24 protein-coding genes are annotated in these 23194 nt (G+C 63.2%); 13 read left to right on the forward strand and 11 right to left on the reverse strand.

Features of this window, described 5'->3' with window-relative positions:
* The 3 genes from FJV77_RS26740 to FJV77_RS26755 form a co-directional block, all read right to left on the reverse strand.
* Window positions 1–987 carry an ABC transporter permease gene (locus tag FJV77_RS26740; protein WP_142869520.1) on the reverse strand — a complete coding sequence of 329 codons (987 nt, stop codon included), beginning with the start codon at window positions 985–987 and terminating at the stop codon, window positions 1–3.
* A gap of 93 nt (window positions 988–1080) precedes the next feature.
* Window positions 1081–2013 (reverse strand): substrate-binding domain-containing protein, encoded by a 933-nt coding sequence (locus FJV77_RS26745; RefSeq protein WP_142869521.1) that lies wholly within the window; start codon window positions 2011–2013, stop codon window positions 1081–1083.
* A gap of 377 nt (window positions 2014–2390) precedes the next feature.
* Window positions 2391–3548: a fumarylacetoacetate hydrolase family protein gene (locus FJV77_RS26755; protein ID WP_142869523.1), complete on the reverse strand. Its 1158-nt coding sequence runs from the start codon at window positions 3546–3548 to the stop codon at window positions 2391–2393.
* 186 nt (window positions 3549–3734) lie between these two features.
* Here FJV77_RS26755 and FJV77_RS26760 point away from each other — a divergent pair, with 186 nt between their 5' ends.
* The 6 genes from FJV77_RS26760 (at window position 3735) to FJV77_RS26785 (ending at window position 9810) form a co-directional block, all read left to right on the forward strand.
* Window positions 3735–5018, forward strand: coding sequence for an FAD-binding oxidoreductase (locus tag FJV77_RS26760; protein ID WP_142869524.1), 1284 nt, complete (start codon window positions 3735–3737; stop codon window positions 5016–5018).
* A 96-nt stretch (window positions 5019–5114) separates the two neighbouring features.
* Entirely contained in the window at window positions 5115–6002 is an 888-nt protein-coding gene (locus FJV77_RS26765) for an ABC transporter permease (protein ID WP_142869525.1), read from the forward strand.
* The gene (locus tag FJV77_RS26770) at window positions 5999–6802 is read left to right on the forward strand and encodes an ABC transporter permease (RefSeq protein ID WP_142869526.1); all 804 of its coding nucleotides are present in this window, start codon (window positions 5999–6001) and stop codon (window positions 6800–6802) included. Before FJV77_RS26765 ends, FJV77_RS26770 begins: the two co-directional genes overlap by 4 nt.
* A 29-nt stretch (window positions 6803–6831) precedes the next feature.
* Complete coding sequence (locus FJV77_RS26775; RefSeq protein WP_142869527.1) at window positions 6832–7914, forward strand: ABC transporter substrate-binding protein; 1083 nt, start codon at window positions 6832–6834, stop codon at window positions 7912–7914.
* 212 nt (window positions 7915–8126) lie between these two features.
* Complete coding sequence (locus tag FJV77_RS26780; protein ID WP_142869528.1) at window positions 8127–8735, forward strand: cupin domain-containing protein; 609 nt, start codon at window positions 8127–8129, stop codon at window positions 8733–8735.
* Window positions 8725–9810 carry an ABC transporter ATP-binding protein gene (locus FJV77_RS26785; RefSeq protein ID WP_142869529.1) on the forward strand — a complete coding sequence of 362 codons (1086 nt, stop codon included), beginning with the start codon at window positions 8725–8727 and terminating at the stop codon, window positions 9808–9810. The genes FJV77_RS26780 and FJV77_RS26785 overlap by 11 nt, the downstream gene beginning before the upstream one ends.
* 458 nt (window positions 9811–10268) lie before the next feature.
* On the opposite strand, the gene FJV77_RS26795 is transcribed toward FJV77_RS26785, so the two are convergent.
* On the reverse strand, window positions 10269–10973 hold the full coding sequence (locus tag FJV77_RS26795) for an SOS response-associated peptidase (protein ID WP_142869531.1): 705 nt from the start codon (window positions 10971–10973) through the stop codon (window positions 10269–10271).
* A gap of 188 nt (window positions 10974–11161) precedes the next feature.
* On the opposite strand from FJV77_RS26795, the gene FJV77_RS26800 reads away from it, so the two are divergent.
* Entirely contained in the window at window positions 11162–11515 is a 354-nt protein-coding gene (locus FJV77_RS26800; RefSeq protein ID WP_142869532.1) for a nuclear transport factor 2 family protein, read from the forward strand.
* 84 nt (window positions 11516–11599) lie between these two features.
* On the opposite strand, the gene FJV77_RS26805 is transcribed toward FJV77_RS26800, so the two are convergent.
* The gene (locus tag FJV77_RS26805; protein ID WP_142869533.1) at window positions 11600–12079 is read right to left on the reverse strand and encodes an SRPBCC family protein; all 480 of its coding nucleotides are present in this window, start codon (window positions 12077–12079) and stop codon (window positions 11600–11602) included.
* Entirely contained in the window at window positions 12076–12432 is a 357-nt protein-coding gene (locus tag FJV77_RS26810; RefSeq protein WP_142869534.1) for a metalloregulator ArsR/SmtB family transcription factor, read from the reverse strand. The genes FJV77_RS26805 and FJV77_RS26810 overlap by 4 nt, the downstream gene beginning before the upstream one ends.
* A 167-nt stretch (window positions 12433–12599) precedes the next feature.
* On the opposite strand from FJV77_RS26810, the gene FJV77_RS26815 reads away from it, so the two are divergent.
* Window positions 12600–12950 carry an ArsC family reductase gene (locus tag FJV77_RS26815; protein ID WP_142869535.1) on the forward strand — a complete coding sequence of 117 codons (351 nt, stop codon included), beginning with the start codon at window positions 12600–12602 and terminating at the stop codon, window positions 12948–12950.
* 213 nt (window positions 12951–13163) lie between these two features.
* Here the strand turns inward: FJV77_RS26815 and FJV77_RS26820 are convergent, their stop codons facing one another.
* The 3 genes from FJV77_RS26820 to FJV77_RS26830 all read right to left on the reverse strand — a co-directional run bounded on the left by FJV77_RS26820 (window position 13164) and on the right by FJV77_RS26830 (window position 15795).
* Window positions 13164–13520 carry a DUF488 domain-containing protein gene (locus FJV77_RS26820; protein ID WP_142869536.1) on the reverse strand — a complete coding sequence of 119 codons (357 nt, stop codon included), beginning with the start codon at window positions 13518–13520 and terminating at the stop codon, window positions 13164–13166.
* A 16-nt stretch (window positions 13521–13536) separates the two neighbouring features.
* Entirely contained in the window at window positions 13537–14793 is a 1257-nt protein-coding gene (locus FJV77_RS26825) for an aminopeptidase (RefSeq protein ID WP_142869566.1), read from the reverse strand.
* A gap of 87 nt (window positions 14794–14880) precedes the next feature.
* Complete coding sequence (locus FJV77_RS26830) at window positions 14881–15795, reverse strand: LysR substrate-binding domain-containing protein (RefSeq protein ID WP_142869537.1); 915 nt, start codon at window positions 15793–15795, stop codon at window positions 14881–14883.
* 94 nt (window positions 15796–15889) lie between these two features.
* Between FJV77_RS26830 and FJV77_RS26835 the strand changes: the two genes are divergently transcribed.
* From FJV77_RS26835 to sbmA, 3 genes are all read left to right on the forward strand, one after another.
* Window positions 15890–16105, forward strand: a complete 216-nt coding sequence (locus FJV77_RS26835; protein ID WP_142869538.1) for a hypothetical protein — start codon at window positions 15890–15892, stop codon at window positions 16103–16105.
* A gap of 89 nt (window positions 16106–16194) precedes the next feature.
* Window positions 16195–17352 carry a YbfB/YjiJ family MFS transporter gene (locus FJV77_RS26840; protein ID WP_246691394.1) on the forward strand — a complete coding sequence of 386 codons (1158 nt, stop codon included), beginning with the start codon at window positions 16195–16197 and terminating at the stop codon, window positions 17350–17352.
* 114 nt (window positions 17353–17466) lie between these two features.
* A complete protein-coding gene (gene sbmA / locus FJV77_RS26845) occupies window positions 17467–18735 on the forward strand; it encodes a peptide antibiotic transporter SbmA (protein ID WP_142869539.1) in 1269 nt (422 codons plus the stop codon).
* A 26-nt stretch (window positions 18736–18761) separates the two neighbouring features.
* Here the strand turns inward: sbmA and FJV77_RS26850 are convergent, their stop codons facing one another.
* The gene (locus FJV77_RS26850) at window positions 18762–19760 is read right to left on the reverse strand and encodes a polysaccharide deacetylase (protein WP_142869540.1); all 999 of its coding nucleotides are present in this window, start codon (window positions 19758–19760) and stop codon (window positions 18762–18764) included.
* A gap of 194 nt (window positions 19761–19954) precedes the next feature.
* Here FJV77_RS26850 and FJV77_RS26855 point away from each other — a divergent pair, with 194 nt between their 5' ends.
* On the forward strand, window positions 19955–20617 hold the full coding sequence (locus FJV77_RS26855; protein ID WP_142869541.1) for a tetratricopeptide repeat protein: 663 nt from the start codon (window positions 19955–19957) through the stop codon (window positions 20615–20617).
* A gap of 59 nt (window positions 20618–20676) precedes the next feature.
* The gene (der, locus tag FJV77_RS26860; RefSeq protein ID WP_142869542.1) at window positions 20677–22107 is read left to right on the forward strand and encodes a ribosome biogenesis GTPase Der; all 1431 of its coding nucleotides are present in this window, start codon (window positions 20677–20679) and stop codon (window positions 22105–22107) included.
* A 76-nt stretch (window positions 22108–22183) separates the two neighbouring features.
* On the opposite strand, the gene FJV77_RS26865 is transcribed toward der, so the two are convergent.
* Window positions 22184–23104 (reverse strand): LysR substrate-binding domain-containing protein, encoded by a 921-nt coding sequence (locus FJV77_RS26865; protein WP_142869543.1) that lies wholly within the window; start codon window positions 23102–23104, stop codon window positions 22184–22186.
* Window positions 23105–23194 lie beyond the last annotated feature (90 nt).

Below are 23194 nucleotides of genomic sequence, written 5' to 3' on the forward strand. Positions count from 1 at the left end.
TCACGTCCCTGCCTGATGCCGGCGTTCGAGCCATGAGTGCAGCGCCATCATGCCGAGGATGATCGCGCCGATGAAGATGTTGTAGGCAAGACCCGGCACGCCGATCAGCACGATGCCGTTGCGCATCACGCGCAGGATCAGGATGCCGAGCACGGTGCCGATGATGGTGCCGCGGCCGCCGGTCAGCGCCGTGCCGCCGATCACCACCATGGCGATGACCTCGAGCTCGTACCCGGTGCCGCTGTTGGGATTGGCGGCCGAGGTGCGCAGCGAAGAGATGACCCCGGCCAGCGAGGCCATCAGCGACGACAGCACGAACAGGCCGATCTTGACGCCATTGACGTTGACGCCGCGCGCGCGGGCGGCGTTTGGATTGCCGCCGGCGGCCTGGATCCAGTTGCCGGTGCGGCTCTGCGTCAGCACATAGCCCAGCACGATCGCAGCACCTATGAACCAGAACAGCGAGGCATAGATACGGAACGGTCCGACATAGAAGTCGCCGACCAGGATGTTGGCCAGCCAGCTGCCTTCGGCGCTCCAGGTGCGCTGCGGGAAGCCGTCGGTGATGAACAGCGCCGAGCCGCGCACGACCAGCAGCATGCCGAGCGTCACCAGGAAGGACGGGATCTTGAGCTGCGTGACGAACCAGCCATTCACCAGTCCGATCAGAGCAGCGACGATCAGCGCGATCAGCAGGCCCATCTCCAGCGAGGTGACGCCGCTGTTGTAAAGCGTCCACATCAGCACCGGTGAGAAGCCGAACAGCGAGCCGACCGAAAGGTCGAATTCTCCGGATGTCATCAGCAAGGTCATTGCCAGCGCGATCAGGCCGAGCTCGACGGTGAAGGCCAGGATGTTGGAGATGTTCTGTGGCGAGAGGAAGTCGGGATTGATGCCCCAGAAGACGGCGAGCTCGACGATGAGCAACACCAGCGGGCCGAATTCCGCTCGCGCGATGAAACTTTGAATGAAGGAATGGTTTTCCATTGAGCCCGCGACATAAGCGCGGCCGTCCGATGGGGACGGCGCGGGGAGGAGGAAAAACGGTCGCGACAGGGGCCGCGACCGTTCGCTTGAGGATTATTTGCCGGACAGGATCTTGTCGTAGACGCCGGCCGTGTCCTTCTCATAGAGCGCGCCGGTGATAACGTTGAAGCCTGGAGGAATGCCGCTGGCGGCCATGTTGGCCAGCGAAAGCGCCACATAACTGGTCGCCTGCGGGTCTTGCCACTGCCCGGCATTGACGTAGCCGTTCAGCACTTCCTGCGTGGTGTCGAGCGAGTTGCCCCAGCCGACGACCGGGATTTCGCCCGGCTTGACGCCGGCCTGGTCGAAGACGCGCTTGACCGAGCCGGTGACGAGGTCGCCGAGGCCGATCATCGCCTTGACCTTGCCCTTGTTGGCGGTGAGGTAGTCGACCATGCGGTTGATCACTTCGGCCTGGTCGAGCGTCGCTTCGGTGATTTCATAGGTGATGCCGAGCGGGCCGAACACGCTCTTGATGCCTTCCTCTTCCTGCACGCCATAGGTGGCGCCGGGAACCTCGACCGGCATCCAGACGAAATCGCCCTTCTTCACCAGGCCCTTGTCGACCAGATACTGCGCCCAGTGCTTGCCGAAGGTGACGTTGTCGCCGCCGACATAGGCGTTGAAGTTGGCCTTTGGATCGGGCGTGTTGAAGTTGATGATCGGAATATTGGCGGCACGCGCTTCCTTGACGATCTCGACCAGGCTGCCCGGATCGGGACTGGTGGTGACGATGCCGTCGGCCTTGGCCGAGATGGCGGCGCGAACAGCCTCCTGCTGCGAGGCCACGTCGCCATTGTGGAACGAGGTGTTGACGGTGTTGCCGGTGTCCGTCGCCCATTGCTTGGCGCCGGCCAGGAAGTAGGTCCAGACCGGATCGGCCGGTCCACCGTGCGAAATCCAGTAGAACGTCTTGGCCTGTGCCGCCGCCGGAATGGCCAGCGCCACAATCAAGCCAAGCACGAGTAATCGTAGCCTCGTCAGCATTTGCTTTCCTCCATGTTGAAAAACGACCTCCACGTCCGGATGATCCGGGGCCATGCCCCCGATCATATCCTCCTGCCAGGGCCGACCCGGATGCTCAGAGCATCCTCTTTTCTGGCCGATGGCAAGCCTCCATCCGCCCAATGGATGGTGGCGCGATGCAACACGCCATCAGCGATCCCATCAGATCGCATCAGTTGTGGTGCTATTTTCCCAGGGCAAGCGACGCCGTCAGGCCATCAGCTTGCCGGGATGGTACCCGACAAAATCGCCTGGGCTGCGGCGCTGGAGCAAAAGTGCGTGCGATTTTGCGTCCGGAACTGCGCCAAAACCAAAGGGATAGAGCATTTGGAGGCGATTCTGTTTTCGCCGCAATTGCTCTAGAGAAGGCCGGCTTTGGCGAGGTCGCGCATCAGATGGCTGGCACCATAGGTCCAGTGCGGACAATCCGGCGACAGAAGCACGCGATTGACCAGCGCGCCGAATTTCTCCGACGAAATGGTGACGATGTCGCCGACCTTGTGAGTGAACCCCTTGCCCTTTTCGCCGCGGTCCTTCGACGGCACGAACATGGTGCCGAGATAAAGCGCCAACCCGTCAGGATACTGATGGTGCGGCCCCATGGCGGCCGCGACCAGCTCTTCCGGCGAACGGCTGATCTCGGCCATCGAACTCGCGCCCTCGAGCGAGAACCCGTCCTCGCCCTCGACTTTCAGCCGCACGATGGCCTGCTTGACGTCGTCGATGGCGAAGGTGTCGTCGAACAGCCGGATGAACGGGCCGAGCGAAGCCGAGGCGTTGTTGTCCTTGGCCTTGCCGAGCAGCAGCGCCGAACGCCCTTCGACGTCGCGCAGATTGACGTCGTTGCCGATGGTGGCGCCGACGATCCTGCCGCTGCTGGCGGCGATCATGGCAATCTCCGGCTCCGGATTGTTCCAGGTGGAGACGGGATGCAGGCCGACATCGGCGCCGAAACCGACCGACGCCATCGGCTGGCATTTGGTGAAGATCTCGGCATCGGGGCCGATGCCGACTTCCAGATATTGCGACCAGGCGCCGCGCTGGATCAGCTTGGCCTTGATCTCCATCGCTTCCGGCGACCCCGGCTTCAGCTTCGACAGATCGTGGCCGATCAGCCCGGCAATGTCGGCGCGGATGGCGTCGGCCTTTTCCGCCGAACCGCGCGCCTGCTCCTCGATGACGCGTTCGAGCAGGCTGACCACGAAGGTCACGCCCGACGCCTTCACCGCCTGCAGGTCTACCGGCGAGACCAGATAGGGCTTGCCCGGATCGCGGGTGGCCTGAAAACTATTGGCGGCAATCGCGTTGAGTGAGCCGATCGACTTGCCCTTGGCCGAGCGCACATATCCGGCCGGGTCGGCCATCTCGCAAATGTCGCGCACGGTTGGTGCTGCGCTCGATGTGATGTCGAGGACGGTGCCGTCGCGGACCGTGACCACCAGCGGATGCGAGGCATCGCTCGCTTTGGCGCGGCCGATGAAGAGCCCGTCGGCGGGAAGCTGCGTTGGGTTCGTCATGGCTTACGGTCCTTTGAATGATCGCGAATGGGAGCTGGCCTGAAGGGCGCGGCACTTTCACCGGATTCACGTCAAAGGTCTATCCCGTGGCGCAGCCAATTATCGGTTCTGACCTGACGCTCACTCTTTCAAAAAAATGAAATAGCCAATAGAATTTTCATTTTACGCGCCACATCAGGTGAAGCCTTGCCCGTGCCGTTTTCCATTCCGATCTGGCAAAAGCCGAAGACCGCATCCGCATTCCAGTCGCTCGTCCCGGATGGCGCATCTGTCGATGTCGTCATCGTCGGCGGCGGCTTCATGGGTATGTCGACGGCCTTGCATGCCGCGCGTCTCGGCCTCGGCGTTCAGGTGCTGGATGCCGGCGAAATCGGGCAGGGTGCTTCGGGCCTCAATGGCGGCCAGGTCATTCCAGGCCTGAAATACGATCCGGAATGGCTGCTTGAGCATTTCGGCCCCAAGCGTGGCCAGGCATTGGTCGATTTCGCCGCCTCGACGGCGGATACGGTGTTCGATCTCATCCGAGACGAAAAACTGGCGGTGCCGTTCACGCGCAATGGCTGGATCCAGGCTGCGCACACCGAAACCGCCTTGAAAGCGGCCGCGAACCGGGATCGGCAATGGCGGGCGCGTGGCGCCGATGTCCAGCTTCTGAGCCAAAGCGAGATCGCGGCGATGACCGGCGCGCAAGGTTATCTCGGCGGCTGGCTCGACCGCCGCGCCGGCATCATCGATCCGCTTGCCTATACGCTGGAACTGGCGCGCATCGCGGCCGCTGCCGGCGCCAGCATTGCCGAGCGCCATAAGGTGGTGAAACTGACCAAAGAGGCCGCCCTTTGGCGTGTTTCGACCGCAAACGGCGCGGAGGTGTGGGCCAAGGCGGTTGTGCTGGCGACCAACGCCTATACCGATGGACTGCTTCCGGGCCTGGCGGAGACCATCGTGCCGCTGCATTCCTTCCAGATCGCGACCGCACCGCTGTCGTCCAACCTGGCGGCGACGATCCTGCCGGAAGGGCAGGCGGTATCCGACTCCAGGCGCATCCTTGTCTACTATCGCAAGACAGCTGATGGCCGGCTGGTGCTTGGCGGGCGCGGCCGCATGGCACTGCCGAGGAGTGAGGCCGACTGGGCGCATCTGCAGCGCGCACTGCTGCGGCTCTATCCGGCCTTGGCCGATACTCCGATCGAGAAGCGCTGGTTCGGCCGCGTGGCGATGACGCCGGATCATCTGCCGCACATCCACGAGCCCGAAAAGGGCCTGCTCGCCGTGGTCGGCTGCCAGGGCAGGGGCATCGGCCTGATGAGCGCGTTGGGAAAACGCATGGCGGGCTACTTGGCAGCCGGTGATGTAACGCAATTGCCGTTCCCGCTGTCGCCGATCCGGCCGATCCCGTTCCATGCCTTCCGCCAGGTCGGCGTCGCCGCGACCATCGCCTGGTATAGGATGCTGGACGCCTTCGAGCGCTGATTGCACGCTGGCCGGTCAGCGCCAGCTAATTCAGCTTGACAGTTTCATGAATATGAAAAAAGTTAAGTTGATTTCACAATTCGGTTGAACAGTTTGATGTCGACCATCGTTGCAACAGAAGCACCGGCACAGCCCCGATCCCCTTCAGGATTCCGCTTCGCCATGTTGCTGCCGGGTGGGCTGGTCACCTTCTTCCTGATCCTGTTTGCCCTCGGCCTGGTGCTCTTTCTCGCCTTCCGCGGCAATGACGGTTCGCTGCTCGGCGCCGGCTTCACGGCAGACAATTTCATCACCGTGATCTCCGATCCGCTGTACTGGACGGTGACGCTGCGCTCGTTGGTCATTGCCGGCCTGGTGACGCTGGCGACCGTCGTCACCGCCTATCCCGTCGCCTACTATCTCGCGTTCCATGCCGGCCGCAGGCGTGGGCTGCTGCTGTTCCTGGTGACGCTGCCGTTCTGGACCAGCTATCTCCTGCGCGTCTTCGCCTGGAAGATCGTGCTGGCCTACAACGGCGTGTTGAACTCGGCGCTGATCGAAAGCGGCATCTGGTCGGAACCGACGCTGGCCTTCCTCAACACGCCGGCCGCTGTCGTCGTCACCCTGGCGCATGCCTATGCGCCCTTCGCCATCCTGCCGATCTATGTGGCGCTGGACACAATCCCGAAATCACTGCTCGAAGCCGCTTCCGATCTCGGCGCCAGGCCGTTCACGGCGTTTCGCCGCGTCGTGCTGCCCAATTCGATGCCGGGCGTGCTGGCCGCGGCGCTGGTCGTCTTCGTGCCGACGGTCGGCGACTATGTCACGCCGGCCATGGTCGGCGGCCCGGCCAGCACCATGATCGGCACGCTGATCCAGTCGCAATTCGGCAAGGCCAATGACTGGCCGTTCGGCGCCGCACTCTCGGTCTGCGTGATGCTGGTCATCCTTTGCGTGGTGCTGGTCGCGCGCTCTGCCGACCGCAAATTCGGCAGCCGCACATGAGCGCGGCGCGCACCGAAGGCGGTCGCTGGCTTGGCGTCTACGTCATCGCCTACCTGGTGTTCCTCTATCTGCCCGTCCTGTTGATCCCGCTGTTCTCCTTCAACAATTCCATCCAGGCAGCGTTTCCGCTGCAGGGTTTTACGCTCGAATGGTATGCCACGCTCTATGGCAATCCGGGGCTGTCCGGCGCGCTTTTGAACAGCCTTGTCATCGGCGTCATTGCCGCCGCCGGGGCAACGCTGTGCGGCATCACCGTCTCCTACATGGACCTCTATGGCCGCTCGCCGCTGGCCGCCACCATCAGCGCCATCGCCCGGCTGCCAATCCTGATCCCCGGCGTCATCGTCGGCATATCGCTGCTCATCCTCGTCAACCTCATCGGCCTCGGCCCGTCGCGCATCGCCATCGTTCTCGGCCACATACTGGTGGCGCTGCCGACGACGGTGGTGATCATGCGCAGCCGCTTTGCCGCCATCCCGAAAACCATTCGCGAGGCGGCGCTCGATCTCGGCGCGTCCGACTGGACGACGTTCCGGCGGGTGATGCTGCCGCTCAGCGTGCCAGCGATCATTTCGGCCTTCATGCTGGCGTTTCTGATTTCCTTCGACGAATTCATCGTCGTCTTCTTCCTCGCCGGCACCGAGCCGACGCTGCCGCTCTACATCTGGAGCCAGCTGCGGTTTCCCCGCTCGCTGCCGACCGTGATGGCGCTGGGGACTGCGATCCTCACCGTGTCTTTCATCATCGCCGGCACAGCCGAATTGCTGCGCCATCGCGGGCTCAGCGCGAAACCATCCTGATGACAACAAAACAAGAGAGGAGAACTGAAATGGCATTCGACCTGACATCTGGCCTGAAATCGATCACCGGAAAGGCAGCTCGCACCGGGCTTGCAGCCCTTGCAATCGTCCTGTCGTCGACCGTCGCCTTCGCCGCCGACAAGCTGCAATATTTCACCTGGTCGGGCTATGAACTGCCCGACTTCAACAAGAGCTTCCTGACGGCCCATCCCGATGGCGTCGAAGCCTCGATCTTCGGCGACGACGACGATGCCTTCACCAAGGTCAAGGCCGGCTTCCGCCCCGACATAGCGCATCCCTGCTACGACAAGGTGGCACGCTGGAACAAGGAAGGCCTGCTGCAGCCGATCGACACCAAGCGCATCAAGAACTGGGACTCGATCTTCCCGGTGTTCAAGAACCTGCCCGACATCCAGGCCGGCGACGGCAAGGTCTGGATGGTGCCGTGGGACTGGGGCAACACCTCGATCCTCTACCGCACCGATCTGGTGAAGAACCCGGAAGCAAGCTGGAACCTTCTGTGGGACAAGCAGTATGCCGGCCGAATGGCGACCATCGATGCCGTGCATGACACCCCGATCGTTGCCGCGCTGCTCGCCGGCGTCAATCCGTTCGACATGACGCCGGCTGAGATGGACAAGGTGGCGGAAAAACTGCGCGAGCAGCGTCCGTTGCTCTCCAACTACACCACCGACATGACCTCGGTCGAACAGGCACTGGCCAGCGGCCAGCTGGTCGCCGCCATGACCTGGAACGCGTCTGCCACCTCGCTGAAGAAGCAAGGTGTGCCGGTCGAGTTCATGAAGCCGAAGGAGGGCATGCTGACCTGGGCCTGCGGCTTCGTCATGCTGAAGGACGCCAAGAATGTCGACCTCGCCTATGACTTCATCAACAGCCGGCTCGACGCCGACTCGGGTAAGTACCTGATCCAGTCCTACGGCTATGGCAGCTCGCTGAGCACCGCCTTCGCCGGCGTGGCGAAGGACGAACTGGACAAGCTGCAACTGCCGGCGGACCCGGAAGTAATGCTGAAGAGCACCATCTTCACCGGCCCGATGAAGCAGAATGACGATGTGGCGAAGATGTTCGAGAAGGTGAAGGCGGGCGGGTGAGCGGCTGAGGCCTGACCTTCTCCCCTTGTGGGAGAAGGTGGATCGGCGCGAAGCGCCGAGACGGATGAGGGGTGTTCCAGCGGAGTGAGACGCTTGCGTTCCCTGGAACACCCCTCATCCGTCGCCTTCGGCGACACCTTCTCCCACAAGGGGAGAAGGGGGAGCTTATCGACGCTGCGCCGCGCCTACGAGACTGCAACGAGGACCCACGCATGGACATGCTCGACGACGCAACCGAGAAACCCAAGGACGATGCCGACATCCGCGTCGGCCGCCGTGTGCGGGCGCTGCGGCTGGAGCGTAACCTGTCTCTGGCCGAGCTTGCGGAAAAGGCCGGCGTGTCGATCGGGGCGCTGAGCCAGATCGAGCGCGGCCTGTCTTCGCTGCGCGTCAAGGTGATCTGGCCGCTCGCTGCCGCACTCGACATAGAGCCCTCGGCGCTGATCACCGACGGCAATGATGCCGGCAACGATCTCTATTGCGTGCGCGCCGACAAACGTCGGCAGATCCCGGTCAAGTCGGAAGGCATCGCCAAGGCGTTGCTGTCGCCGCCGGGCGCGACGCTGACCGGGCTCCTGGTGACGGTGGAAGCCGATGGCGGCACGGCGGAAGCCTATGCGCATGTCGGCCACGAGTTCGGCTATGTGCTGTCGGGCGAGGTCGAACTGGTGGTGGATTCGACAAAATACGTGCTGAAGACCGGCGACTCCTTTGCCTTCAAGAGCACGCTTCTGCATGCCTTCCGCAATCCCGGCTCCGAGCCTTGCCAGATTCTCTGGGTCAACACCACGAAGCCGTCCGAGGTTCGTGATGGCGCTTGATGCTCTGGTACGTTTGGACAACGTCTCGAAGGTTTTTCCCGGCGGCATTGTCGGGCTCGACGCTGTCGATCTCGACATCACCAGCGGCGAGTTCATCACGCTGCTCGGGCCGTCGGGCTGCGGCAAGACCACCAGCTTGCGCGTCATCGCCGGCTTCGAAAGCCCGTCGAGTGGCAAGGTGCTGCTCGACGGGCGCGACATCACCGCGCTCAGGCCCTTCGACCGTCCCGTCAACACGGTGTTCCAGGACTACGCGCTGTTCCCGCATATGAACGTAGCCGAAAATGTCGGTTTCGGCCTGTCGCTGCGCAAACTGTCCGGAGCCGAACAGGCCAAGCGCGTCCGCGAAGCGCTCGACATGGTCGGCCTTGCCGACAAGCTCGGCGCCCGCGTTTCCGAACTGTCGGGCGGCCAGCGCCAGCGTGTCGCGCTTGCCCGCGCCATTGTCTGCGAGCCGCGCGTGCTGCTGCTCGACGAGCCGCTGTCGGCGCTCGATGCGCACCTGCGCGAGCAGATGCAGGTCGAGCTGAAGCGGCTGCAGTCGCGGCTCGGCACCACCTTCGTCATGGTCACCCACGACCAGACCGAAGCGCTGTCGATCTCCGACCGCATCGTCGTCATGAACAAGGGCCGCATCGAGCAGATCGCGCCGCCGGCCACGCTCTACGACCGGCCGGCGACGAAATTCGTCGCGAGCTTCATCGGCACGATGAATCTCCTGCAGTCGCGCTTCCTCGGCCGCGATGGCGACCGCCTTCGCTTCGCCGCCGGTGGGCTCTCGCTGGAAGCGACATTCGAGACCGGCGACATGCCTGGTGAAGGCGCCGAACGCACCATCGGCGTCCGCCCCGAGGATCTGCTGGCCACCACCGCGGCCGCCGCCGGCACCGCGCCGGCGCGCGTCAACAGCATCGTCTTCCACGGCCGCACGCTGCGCCTGCATGCCGAACTCGGGCAAGGGCTGCCGGTGGTGATCGACGCCCCGCGCCAGGCAGAAGGCTTTCAATTCAGCGTCGGCGATGTGGCGCATATCAGTCTGCGCCGTGGCGCCAACTGCCCTATGCTGCCAAGCTGATCTCCTCGTCTCAGCCCTGAAAGCGCCACCCTGGTCACCGGTCGACCGCGGCCGCCGGCTGTGAACAAAAGACCATGGAACTAAGTGTGAATTGACTCGACAAGGAACATATTCCTACCTTGTCTTATGCCCGAACTGAGCACCCGACCGCGCCGAAATGTGCAAACCCTGTGCCTGGCGCACGAGGTCGGGCAGCTAATTCGTATCCGATGCCGGCACTGCAACATCACTCGACACTATCTCCCTGGCGACCTCGCAAAGCTGGTCGGTGATATACCTTTTTGGGACGTGGAACGGCACATGCGGTGTGAGCGCTGCAAAGGTCGCGAGCTTGAAGCCAGCATCATCCTGCCTAGCGCAGTCGAGCGTTTGAAAATTCGTGTCAGGCGTCTTGTCGAAATCCGCATGGTTCGCCGGGTGATCTGGCGAGACGACGATTGAGGAGAGCCGATCCCGGCCTAGAACAGAGACCCCTGCGCTGGCGCCAACTGCGTGAACTTGATCTGTGTAGCTGGCTTCTCGACGATCACCAACGCGTCGTCGGTCGCTGTCCGCTGCAAATGCCGTGCTTCTGACCATGGCGCTGTCAGCCAAGCCTCGGTCTCTTCCGGCGTGGTTAGGATCACGGGCATCGCCTTCTCATGAATTGGCGCTATGAGAGCGTTAGGCTTGGTTGTCATGAAGGCGAACAACTCGAAGTCGCCGGGACCGTCCTTGACCTTTCGCACGCCCTGCCAGCGGGTCCAGAAACCAGCGAAGAAGAACAGCGGCCGGCTTTCGTCACGGGCAAACCAATAATTGCGCTGGATGCCTGTGTCTGGGTCCTTGTCGTTCGGAGCAGGGCTGGGTTCGGCAAAGCTGGTCACCGGGACGACGCATCTATGCTCGACGCCGACAAACTGCTGCCAGTGCGAGTATTGCGGATTGCGAACGTTGGTGGTGCCGTAGTCGGCCTTGCCTTGCATGCGCTCAGGCGGCGTTGGCAAACCCCAAAGCAGCTTCGCCAGCTCACGCTCCCCCTCCGCCGTGTTGCGAACGACCAGGCCAGGTTGATTGGGATAGACATCAAGCGAAGGCTCGAGATTGCCGCTGATATCGCGCAGTGCGCGGGTCCATTGGCGGACCGCCTCTTGCGTCGTCGTGATGTTGTAGAGGTTGCACATGCACCTAGCATTGCGGAATTGGCTTGTGTCCGCAACCGACGTCGCTGTCGGCGCCGCCCCAAAATCGTCGTCACATAGCCGCGCTATATCAATCGTCCTGACACCAGTTGTCAGCTACCGAGCGTCCTAACGGTGGCAGGCCGGCATGCGGCCCCCTACTTGGGATGCGTCTGAACAGGAGGAACACCATGTCCATTACGGAAATTGCCAAGGATTTCACCGAACTCCTCAAGCAGGGCGACAGCCACAGCGCTGCCGCGAAATACAATGCCGACGACATCGTCAGCTATGAGGCGATGGAAGGGCCGATGGCTGTCTGCAACGGCAAGGAAGCCGTTAAGCAGAAGGGCGAATGGTGGGAAGCGAACCATGAGGTCCATGGCGGCTCGATCGATGGCCCCTATGTCAATGGCGATCAGTTCGCGCTGCGCTTCAAGTTTGACATAACGCCCAAGGCTACTGGCGAGCGGGCCACCATGGATGAAGTTGGCCTGTATACGGTCAAGAACGGCAAGATCACTGAAGAGCGCTTCTATTATTAAGTCCGGAATACCGTCGGCTTCCGGCTCGCTTGCGTGATTTAAGAATGGCGGCCGGGACATTGTCCTGGCCGCCAGGCGAAAAACTCAAATCGTCTTCACATATTGCGCCAGCTGATCGGCCACCGTGCCCCAGCCGTCGAAGAAACCCATCTCTTCATGGTTGTTGCGGGTGGCCTCATCGCGGTGGATGGCGGTGGCCGTGTAACGCGTGCCCTTGCCGTCCGGATGCAAGGAAATCACAGCGGTGATGAAGGGCTCGCCCGACGGCCGATAGCCCGGCAGCAGCGCGTCCGTCCACACCAGCCGCTCGTTCTCCACGATGTCGAGATAGCAGCAACGGCGGTCGTTGACCTCTGTGCCGTCGGGCGACTGCATGCGGGTGCGAAACAGCCCGCCTGGCCGCAGATCGATCTCGCAATCGGTGATCAGCCACGGCTTTGGCGTGAACCATTGCTTGACATGGTCCGGCACCGTCATGGCGCGCCACAAGAGTTCGCGCGGCGCGTCGAGCTTGCGCTCCAGCACGAGGTCCAGTCTGGGGTCGGGCTTGAAAGGATAACTCACTTTTCCTGCTCCTTGAGGCTCATCACATAGGCGTCGAACTGATCGAGGCGGCGCTCCCACAGCGCGCGCTGTTCGGCCAGCCAGTTTTCGGCAAGCTGCAGCGGCTCGGGCGCCAACTGATAGGTCCTGGTGCGGCCGATCTTTTCCGATCGCACCAGGCCGCAGCCTTCCAGCACTTTGAGATGTTCGATGAAGGAGGGCAGCGCCATCTCGAAAGGCTGCGCCAGTTCGCTGACCGAGGCCGGACTGCGGTTCAGCCGCTCGACCACGCGCCGCCGCGTCGGATCGGCCAGCGCTCGAAAGATGCCATCGATCGGCGGAGGGCTGGGATTTGCGGTGTGGAGGCTTGGCATGGTCGGTTCCTGAGGCGCCGAAAGAGTGATATGAAAATACTTAGGAAAATTCCTTAGTAATGGCAAGTCCTAAAAATGCGCAGATGTCGGCCGGGGCGCTGGCAAAGCGGGAAGGGCGGTTTTAGGCTGTCCGGCGGATTCGACACTCAGCCTTGGGAAGCACGCCTTTGACCATCACCATGTACGGCATCACCACCTGCGACACGATCAGGAAGGCGCGTGTTTGGCTGGAGGGCCACGACGTGCCTTACCGGTTCCATGATTACCGGGCCGAAGGGATCGATGCGGGCAGGCTGGATGACTGGGTCGGCAAGGTCGGATGGGAAAAGGTGCTCAACAAGGCGAGCACGACGTTCCGCGACCTGGCGGACAAGGACAAGCAGGGCCTCGACGAGGAGAAGGCCAAGAAACTGATGCTGGCCAACCCGACGATGATAAAGCGGCCGGTGCTCGAGGTCGGGGATCGGATTCTGGTTGGGTTCAAGGCTGATGTTTATGAGGAGACGGTGGGGAAGTAGATTTTCACCGCGGCGACCCTTCGCGCCCCCCTCTGTCCTACCGGACATCTCCCCCCACGAGTGTGGAGATTGGCTGTTTCGGCGCCTCGCCTGTCTCTGCAGCGTTGAAGATTGGCGAAAGCCCGCGTGACGTCTGATCTCCCCCCTCGTGGGGGAGATGTCCGGCAGGACAGAGGGGGGCGCTGTCCCGCCGGCCTCTGAATTCCGATCGGCTCACCCCATCCCGCGCAAATACCCCGCCAACGCCACCGCATTGTTATGCGCCTCATCATGCGCGCCGTAGAGCAGCGTCACGCGGCCCTTGCCGAGCAGGCCACGGAGCTGCGCCACCGCCTCGCCGTTCCCGTCCAACTCGACCGCATACCGCTCCCGAAACTCCGCCCACCGAGCCGGCTCATGCCCGAACCATTTACGCAGATCATCACTCGGCGCGACGTCCTTCAGCCACAGCGTCAGCGCGGCATCCTCCTTGCGGATACCGCGCGGCCAGATGCGGTCGACCAGAACCCGCTGCCCGTCATCGGGCGCGGGTGGCTCGTAGACCCGCTTCACCGTCAGGTCGAAACCCATCCGACCCTCCGCAAGCTCAGGCCCACTCGCCCTCGCGCATCACCGGCACCTTGCGGCCGTCCTTGTGGACGCCGTCTATGTCGATCTTGTCCGAGCCGATCATCCAGTCGATGTGGATGAAACTCTTGTTGCCGCCGCGCCGGGCGATCTCGTCCTGGCTGAGCGAGGCGCCGTCGACGAAGCATTTCGAATAGCACTGGCCGAGCGCGATGTGGCAGGCGGCGTTCTCGTCGAAAAGCGTGTTGAAGAACAACAGACCGCTGGCCGAGATCGGCGAGGAATGCGGCACCAGCGCCACTTCGCCGAGCCGGCGCGAACCTTCGTCGGTGTCGAGCACTTTCTTCAGCACATCCTCGCCCTTGGACGCCTTGGCTTCGACGATCCTGCCGTCCTCGAAACGCACCGAAATGTCGTCGATCAGCGTGCCCTGGTAGGACAGCGGCTTGGTCGAGGAGACATGTCCGGAGACGCGCCGTGCATGCGGCGTGGTGAAGACTTCCTCGGTCGGGATGTTGGGGTTGCAGGTGACGCCATTCTTGGCCGTCGAGGCGCCGCCCATCCATTCATGGCCGTCGGCCAGCCCGACGGTGAGGTCGGTGCCCGGCCCGGTGAAATGCAGGGCATGGAAATTGTGGCCGTTCAGCCACTCGGTGCGGCCGCGCAGCGCTGCATTGTGCGCCGTCCAGTTTGCGATCGGGTCTTCCACATCGACACGCGATGCCGAAAAGATGGCATCGGCGAGCCTGACCACGGCGACATCGTCGGCATCGCCGGGGAAGACCTGCTTGGCCCAGGCGAGATCGGGATAGGCGACGATGTTCCAGTTGATGTCGAAGCCGGTGATCTTCTCCAGCGCCGGCTGGTAGGCCATCGAGTTCGCCTTGTTGGCGCGCGCCACTTTGGCCGGGTCCTGCGCCGACAGCAGCGACGGGTCTTCGCCGCGCACCGCAAGCCGCGCCGCATTGCCGGCGAAGGCTTTCGCCATTCCCTCATACATCCAGCCGGCGGCGCGGTCGAAGCCGGCATCGGCACCGTAGCGGAAGCGCGCCAGCGTGATCTCGTCATCGTTGAAGATCGGCGTCACCAGCCCGGCGCCGGCCTTGTAGGCGTGCTCGACGATGCGCCTGGTCAGCGGCAGGGCCGCAATCGACGAGGTCAGCACCAGATCCTGGCCCGGCTGCAACTGCAGCCCGACCTTGATGGCGACTTCCGCCAGCCTGTCGAGCTTCACCGGGTCGATCGTTGCGGAAACGCCGCGCGAATGTGTGGTCATGATCCTGCCTGCCTTGGTCTTGGGGGTGAAGGTTTCAACATAGAGCGGCGCGGCTCCCCTTTCCAGCATCGTCGCGATGGCCAGCGTTTACGCAGCGCTATCGAGGGACTGGAACAGCGCCACGGTCGCCGCGATCTCCTCGCGGACCCAGATCTTGAAATCGCGGACCTTGCGGCTTTCGGCTTTGGTCGCCGAGGTCACCAGCCAGTAGCCAAGACCGCTCTGCGCCCGCACACCAAAAGGCGCGACAAGGCGGCCGTCGGCGAGCGCATCGGCGGCCAGCAATTGCCAGCCGAGCATGACGCCATGGCCGGCGATCGCCGATTCCAGGCATAGCATCGGATCGGTGAAGCGCGCCCCCTTGCGGAAGGTGACCGGGTCGACGCCGGCGGCGGCAAACCAGCTGTCCCAGGTGATCATCGCCCGCCCGTCGGTGATGGCGCAGGTCTGCGCCAGATCCCCGATCGTGTGAAGCTTGCTCGCGATCGACGGCGCGCAGACCGGAAAGACTTCCTGCGCCAGCAGCAGTTCGGCCCGTCCGCCCGGCCATTTGCCGTCGCCGAGCCGGATGGCGATGTCGATATCGGAGCGCTCGAGATCGGCCAACCGAACCGAGGCGTCGATGCGCAGCAGCACATTGGGATGCCGATCGAAGTGACGTGACAGCCGCGGCAGCAGCCATTTCGAAGCGAAGGCCGGCGCCACCGAAACCACCAGCGTGCACTGGTTTGCCTCGTCGGCAAGCGCCACAGCTTGCGTCAGTTCGCGAAACCCGGCGCCCAGCCGGGCGGAAAAAACCACGCCGAATTCGGTCAGCACCAGCCCGCTTGCCGTTCGCTCGAACAGCGCCTGTCCGAGCTGCTTTTCGGTGCGGTTGATCTGCTGGCTGACGGCGCTGACCGAGACATTGAGTTCGCCGGCCGCCGCCGCGAGCGAGCCGAGGCGAGCAACGGTTTCGACGGCGCGCAAGCCGTTGAGATGGACGCGGTTCAGCATAGCCATTTCAGTTTTTCTAAACCGCTACGGCTGAAATCTCAATTGAAAGACGGCGCGGGGAGGCGGATTTTAGCGGGACAGTCAGACCAAGGAGGCGAGGATGGTGACGCTCCTATCACTGCTCAAGATCTTTGCGGCCGTGGGCGCGCGGCGAGCCCCGCGCCAGAATGCCGATGCCGTCAATTGGGTGACCGATCCGCTGTCGCACCCGGTGCTCGACACCATGTCGGAGCGCGAACTCGGCGACATGCCGTTCCGGCTGACGGCGCGGCGGACTGCGTATGAGACCGGCACTGCACCCGCCGGCTGCGGTTAAGCGCGACGAAGCGTTAGCCCTCGGCCCGGCCTGCTGGCCCAACACAAAGCGGATTGTCTCGGCGGCCACCAAATCTATTGTGCGCTGCAATGAACGCCGCGTCGTCACCCCTACGCCTGGCTCTCGCCGGCATGATCGCCCTGGCCGTCGCCATGGGCATCGGCCGCTTCGTCTACACGCCGATCCTGCCCGGCATGATGGAAGAACTCCATCTGTCGCCGGCCGATGCCGGCTGGATCGCCTCGGCCAACTATCTCGGCTACCTCGTCGGCGCGCTTGCCGCGGCCGGCGGCTGGGCGCATGGGCGCGAGCGAATGCTGATGTTTGGCGGCCTTGCAGCAAGTGCTGCACTCTCCGCCCTGATGGGGCTGACCGAAACGATGACAGCCTTTGTCGTCATCCGTTTCCTTGCCGGTCTGGCCAGCGCCTTCGTCATGGTGTTCATGGCCAGCATCGTCTTTGGTCATCTGGCTGCCGCCAACAGAAGCGACCTGCAGGCGCTGCATTTCGGCGGCGTTGGCCTCGGCATCGCGGCGTCCTCGGCACTGATGGCGGTTCTTGTCACCGAACATGCCGGCTGGCCGGCGGGCTGGCTGTGGTCGGGCGCGATTTCGGCTGGCGGGCCGGTCCTAGTCGCCTGGCTCGCCGGTTCCACCGCACCTGCCAACGGCGTGGCGGGTCGCGAACCGGCGTTGCCCAAGGACCGGTCGCTGGCAAAAGTCATCATCGCCTATGGCCTGTTCGGCTTCGGCTATGTGGTGACGGCGACGTTCCTCGTCGCCATCGTGCGCCAGGGCGGCGGCGGCCGCGTCTTCGAGGCCGCCGTCTGGATGGTCACCGGCCTTGCCGGCTTTCCCTCGGTCTGGCTCTGGCAGAAGATTGCGGCACGGATCGGGCTCTACGCAGCCTATGCCGTGGGCTGCCTGGTCGAAGTGGTCGGCGTCACCGCCAGCGTCGCCATGGGTGGTACCGTCGGGCCGGTGCTGGCAGGCGTCCTGCTCGGCGGCACCTTCATCGCCATCACCGCGCTCGGCCTGCAGACCGCAAGGCAGCTCGTGCCGCAGGCGCCGCGCCGCATCTTCGCGCTCATGACTGCGTCCTTCGGCATCGGCCAGATCGTCGGCCCGATCGTCGCCGGCCTGCTGGCGCAGGCCTCGGGCAACTTCTTCCTCGCCTCGATCGTAGCTGCTGCCGTATTGCTGGTATCTGCAGGGGTCACCTGGTCGGCCGCGCCAAAATCGCCATGATTGTGGTCTTGCTCGGTGCCGGGCACCGGGCACGGGCATTTGCTTTCCAGCTAATGTGTGACTTTATGCCCGCTGATATCAGCTGATTTGCCCCCGACCGAGGATTTCACCACAGTGTTCGTATCGTTTTTTCCGCAGCCGAAGATTTTTTTCACTTCGGCGGTCGTCTGGACTGCTGTTCTCGTGGCAGGCTGGTTCCTCGGTGGTGACCAGCTCGGCGCGTTTGTCGGCCTGCCTCCGGCTCTTGCCGATGCGCCGCCCATCATAGGTGTCTCGGTGTTCTGGTCGCCCCCGTTCCTCTGGTTTTACATCTACTATGCGCTTGGCGTTTTGATATTCTATGGCTTCTGGCACTGGTATTCCCCGCACCCGTGGGACCAATGGTCTATCCTCGGCAGTTCGCTGCTCTTGTTCACGACCTATTTTCAGGTGCAGGTGAGCGTGGCGATCAACGCTTGGTATGGACCATTCTGGGACCTCATTCAGGGCATCGTGAGCAAAACCGTAAAGGCAACCGAGGCTGATCTTTATGCTCAAATAATCACTTTCCTCGGTATCGCTCTGGTCGCGGTTACCGTGTTCGTTTTGACGAATTTCTTCGTCAGCCACTGGGTGTTCCGCTGGCGCACCGCGATGAACAATTACTACATGTCTTATTGGCCGAAGCTGCGCCATATCGAGGGCGCCGCACAGCGCGTGCAGGAAGACACGATGCGGTTTTCCAAGATCATGGAAGACCTTGGCACCAGCTTCGTCGATTCCATCATGACCCTCATCGCTTTCATGCCGATCCTGCTCGGTTATTCCAAGCATATCACAGAGTTGCCATTCATCGGCCACGTTCCGCAGCCGCTGGTTTTGGCTGCGATCTTCTGGGCAATCTTCGGCACAGTCATCATTGCGACCGCAGGCATCAAGCTCCCTGGCTTGCAGTTCCGCAACCAGCGCGTCGAGGCTGCGTATCGCAAGGAACTTGTCTACGGTGAGGACGATTCGGCCCGGGCGCAGCCGCCGACCGTCACGGAGCTGTTTGCGAATGTGCGGCAAAACTACTTTCGCCTGTATTTCCACTACGTGTATTTCAACGTGGTCCGCTATCTCTATCTGCAGACCAACAACGTCTTCTCCTACTTCCTGATGGTGCCTTCCATGATCGCTGGAACGCTGACGCTGGGTCTCATCAACCAAGTCAGTTCAGCCTTCAGCCAGGTAACCAACTCATTCCAGTATCTCGTCAATTCCTGGTCGACGATTGTCGAGCTTCTGTCAGTCCACAAGCGCCTGCGCGCCTTCGAGGCGACGATCCGCGGCGAGCAGCTTCCCGATATAGACCGTCGCTTCATGGAACGTCACGAACAGGCAAAGGAACCAGACCCGGCCTGATTGTTTCTGATGGAGACTGTGGGCGCTCAGCCGCCCACCAGCCGTTTCTCGTCGCCATGCCGCGAAACATAATCGCGAAAACTGATGCACTCGACGTCAGCCTTGACACAGACCTCGCCGGCAAAGCGCTCCAGCGCGTCCCAGTAGGCACCGTTGTTCATCTGCGTGAAATGGAAGCCGAGTTCCAGCGGAATGCGCTTGCCCTGGTATTGCGCGTCGAAGGCGGCACGGAAGGCTTCGTAGCTCCGCTCAGTGAATTCCGTCGCTCCGCTCGGCCGCTCGAAGCCACCGGAGTGGCGGACAAAGAGATTGTAGTCCATGGCAATCACCGGCCTTGAGCCGGGACCTTCCGGGATCTCCGGTAGCGAAAAGCGCGTGATACCTCTGCTGGTCGGCGGCTGCACCGGGCCTTGCGAGACGCCGCTGGCGTCGAACTGGTAGCCGGCCGCCGGCAGCGCCTCATAGAGTCCTTTGCTGGTCGACAAGTAGGGCGCGCGAAAGCCGACAACGGCATGGGCAATATGGTGCCAGCCGTTGGGTTCGGGCGTGATGCCGTTGATCGAATAGGCGTTCTTCAAAATGCGCGCGAACGAGGCGAATTCCTTCAACCAGTCGGCCTTGCTCCAGTCCTTGCCGTCGAAATGGCCGCAGCCATGGCTGGCGATGTCGTGGCCTTCCGACGCGGCGAACCCGATCTGCTCCAGCCGGTCCGCGACTTCCTGTTTCGAGGCGGCAAAGCCGATGTTGGATTTGCCCGCGGATTTGCCCGGCGGCGTGTATTCGGCGCGCGTCTGCTGCGACAAGAGGAACACGCAGGACAGAAAATAGGTGAAATGCGCGCCGGTGCGTTTCGCCAGCGCCCGGCTGCGCTGCCATTGCGAGATCTCGCGGGCGCTGTCGAACGAGATGATGACCACTTGCTTCGGCTTGGCCGGGGAAGGTGGCGCCGGTGGATCAGCAACGGCCGCGCCGGCCGTGGCGAGCATGGCTGTGGAAAACGCGACAACGCGGGACAAACGAGGCATCGGCAATCTGGGCTTGATCCGGAGACAGTCGAAGCCGGCTACCGGCAAAATGTGGCGTGGGTCTGACGGCCGCAGGCGGCTGGTCACCGGGCGATTAGCCGATTTTACGGCCCAGCCCCTTCCATGCCGACAAAATTTCGCTAAAACGCGGGGCTCAAGAAGCGCCCCTGTTGGGGCAGCAATGGTTTTGATTGATGTCCGACGACAGTTTTATCCGCGAAGTCAACGACGAGATGCGTCGCGACCAGGCACAGGCGCTGTGGGACCGTTTCGGCCCGGCGATCCTTGTCCTCGCCATCTTGGTGGTGCTCGGCACCGCTGCCTTCGTCGGCTACCGCTATTGGGACGAGAGCCGCGCCAACCGCTCGGGCGATGCCTTTTCGCAGGCGCTGAAGCTTGCCAATGACGGCAAGAGCGACGATGCGCTGACCGCGCTTCAGCAACTGGAAAAGGATGGCTACGGAGCCTATCCGCTGCTCGCCCGCATGCGCGCGGCAACCGTCAAGGCCGACAAGGGCGACTTTGCCGCCGCCGTCACGGATTTCGATGGCGTTGCCGCCGACACCGCCATTCCCCAGGGCATTCGCGACATGGCGCGCCTGCGGGCCGCGCTGCTGCTCGTCGACCACGGCTCTTTCGCCGATGTCTCCAGCCGCGTCGAGGCGCTGACCGCCGACAACAACACGCTGCGCCACACGGCGCGCGAAGCGCTCGGCCTTGCCGCCTGGAAGGAAGGCAAGACCCAGGACGCGCTGAAACTGTTCGACCAGATCGCCGCCGATGACGGCGCCCCGCGCAATGCGCGCCAGCGGGCGACCCTGATGTCGGAACTGATCCGCGGCTCGGGCGCGTCATGATACGCGTCGCCCAAAATGCGCTGCGGTTTTGGGCGATGGATGACGGATTGTAGGGCCGGATGAGCTTCAAAGTCGCCATTATCGGCCGGCCCAATGTCGGCAAATCGACGCTTTTCAACCGGCTGGTGGGAAGGAAGCTGGCGCTTGTCGACGACACGCCGGGCGTCACCCGCGACCGCCGCGTCCACGCGGCCAAACTCTATGACCTGCATTTCGATGTCATCGACACCGCGGGTTTCGAGGACGCGGCCGCCTCGACGCTGCCCGGCCGCATGCGCGCGCAGACCGAGATCGCCATCCGCGAAGCCGACCTGATCTTCTTCACCATCGACGCCAAGTCCGGCCTGCTGCCGGACGACCGCACCTTTGCCGAGATCGTGCGCAAGTCCGGCAAGCCGGTCGTGCTGGTCGCCAACAAGGCCGAGGCCAAGGGCGCCCAGGGCGGCATGCTGGAGGCCTGGGAGCTCGGCCTCGGCGAGCCGATCCCGGTCTCGGCCGAGCACGGCCAGGGCATGCCCGACTTGCGCGATGCGGTGATCGAAGCCCTTGGTGAGAAGCGCGCATTCGACGAGGAAGAGAACGACGCCGAGGAAGAGGTTGCCGCCAGCGAGGTGCTGATCGGCGAGGACATCACCGATCCCGATGCCGAGCCGGCCTATGACGACACCAAGCCGATGCGCATCGCCGTCGTCGGCCGTCCCAATGCCGGCAAGTCGACGCTGATCAACGCGCTGATCGGCGAGGAGCGGCTGCTGACCGGCCCGGAAGCCGGCATCACCCGCGATTCCATCTCCGTCGACTGGGACTGGCATGGTCGGCGGCTGAAGCTGTTCGACACCGCCGGCATGCGCCGCAAGGCCAGGATCCACGAAAAGCTGGAAGTGATGTCGGTGCAGGACGGCCTGCGCGCCATCCGCTTTGCCGAGATCGTCATCATCGTGCTCGACGCCACCATCCCCTTCGAAAAGCAGGACCTGCAGATCGCCGACCTGATCATCCGCGAGGGCAGGGCGCCGGTCATCGCCTTCAACAAATGGGACCTGATCGACAATCCGCAGGAGCTGCTGGCCGAACTGCGCGAAAAGACCGGGCGACTGCTGCCGCAGGTGCGCGGCATCCAGGCGGTGACGGTTTCGGCAGAGACCGGGCGCGGCCTCGACAAGCTCATGGATGCCGTCATCAAGACGCACAAGGTGTGGAACAGCCGCGTTTCCACCGGCAAGCTCAACCGCTGGCTGGAAAGCATTCTGGCGCATCATCCGCCGCCCGCCGTCGCCGGCCGCCGGCTCAAGGTCAAATATGTCACGCAAGCCAAGACCCGGCCGCCGGGTTTCGTCGTCCAGTGCTCGCGACCGGATGCGATGCCGCAATCCTACGTCCGCTATCTCTCCAACAGCCTGCGCGAAGCCTTCGACATGCCGGGCGTGCCGATCAGGATAGCGCTGCGGGCCTCGGACAATCCATTTGCGGGACGGGCGAAGAAGCGCTGAGGGTTGAGGCGGCGCCCGCCTCCCTTCGGTCGTCATCCCTAAAGAATGACGAAGTCGAAAGGCGCCGCCCAAGACCTCACGCCACCGCTCTCAGCCCCTCATTCTCCCATGCCCTCTCCGGCAGCGCCTCTATCGCCGCCTGCAACAATATGTCCGCCAGCCGCGCCGCAACCGGATCCAGCTCGGCGTCCTTCTGGTGCAGCACCAGCGCCATGGTCGGCAGCGCGGGCAAACCGAGCATCTGCGGCGCCATCGCCCTGACATTGGCCGGCAGGCCGATATCTGTGCGGATCGTCAGGCCGAGCCCGGCGGCGACCGCCGCCCATATGCCGCCAAGGCTCGGGCTCGAGAAGACCATCCGCCACGGCAGGCCGGCGCGGTCGAGCGTTTCCGTCGTCACCGTGCGCAACAGGCATGGCGCTTCCAGCGCCACCAGCGGCAGTGCCTCGCCCTCGCGCAGGCTGGTCTCAATCAGCTTTGCCGGGCCGATCCAGCGCAACTGCGCATCGCCGACATGCCGGCTGTAGGGCAGCGCCTGGCCGCTGTCCCAGGCCAGCGCAATGTCGAGATTGCCTGATGCGATCCGTTCGGCAAGCTCATAACTGCGCCCGATCCTGGCCTCGATCTTGACCTTGGGGTGCGCGCGGGCGAAGCGCCCGAGCACCTCCGGCAGCACCGCCTCGCCGAAATCCTCCTGCAGGCCGAGCCTCACCCAGCCCTCCAGTTCGACGTCATGGATGGCGGAAGCTGCCTCGTCATTCAACTCGAGCAGCCGCCTGGCATAGCCGAGCATGGTCTCGCCGGCTTCGGTCAGCGCCAGACCGCGCCCCGATTTGCGGAAGATCGGCGTCGCCGCCTGTTCCTCCAGCTTCTTCAATTGCGCGCTGACCGCCGAGGTCGATCGCCCAAGCCGATCGGCCGCCTTGGCGAAGCTGCCGAGCTCCATGCCGGTGACGAAGCTTCTGAGGACATCGAGGTCGAAGGTTACGTGCCGCATGGAACTATCCTGTTTTTCGGGAGTAACAGTCAAAAAATTCCCGATATTCAGGATGAAATTATGACGGTAGAGACAAGGCGTCAAGTTCCG

This window comes from Mesorhizobium sp. WSM4306 (assembly GCF_007003975.1).
GTDB lineage: Bacteria > Pseudomonadota > Alphaproteobacteria > Rhizobiales > Rhizobiaceae > Mesorhizobium.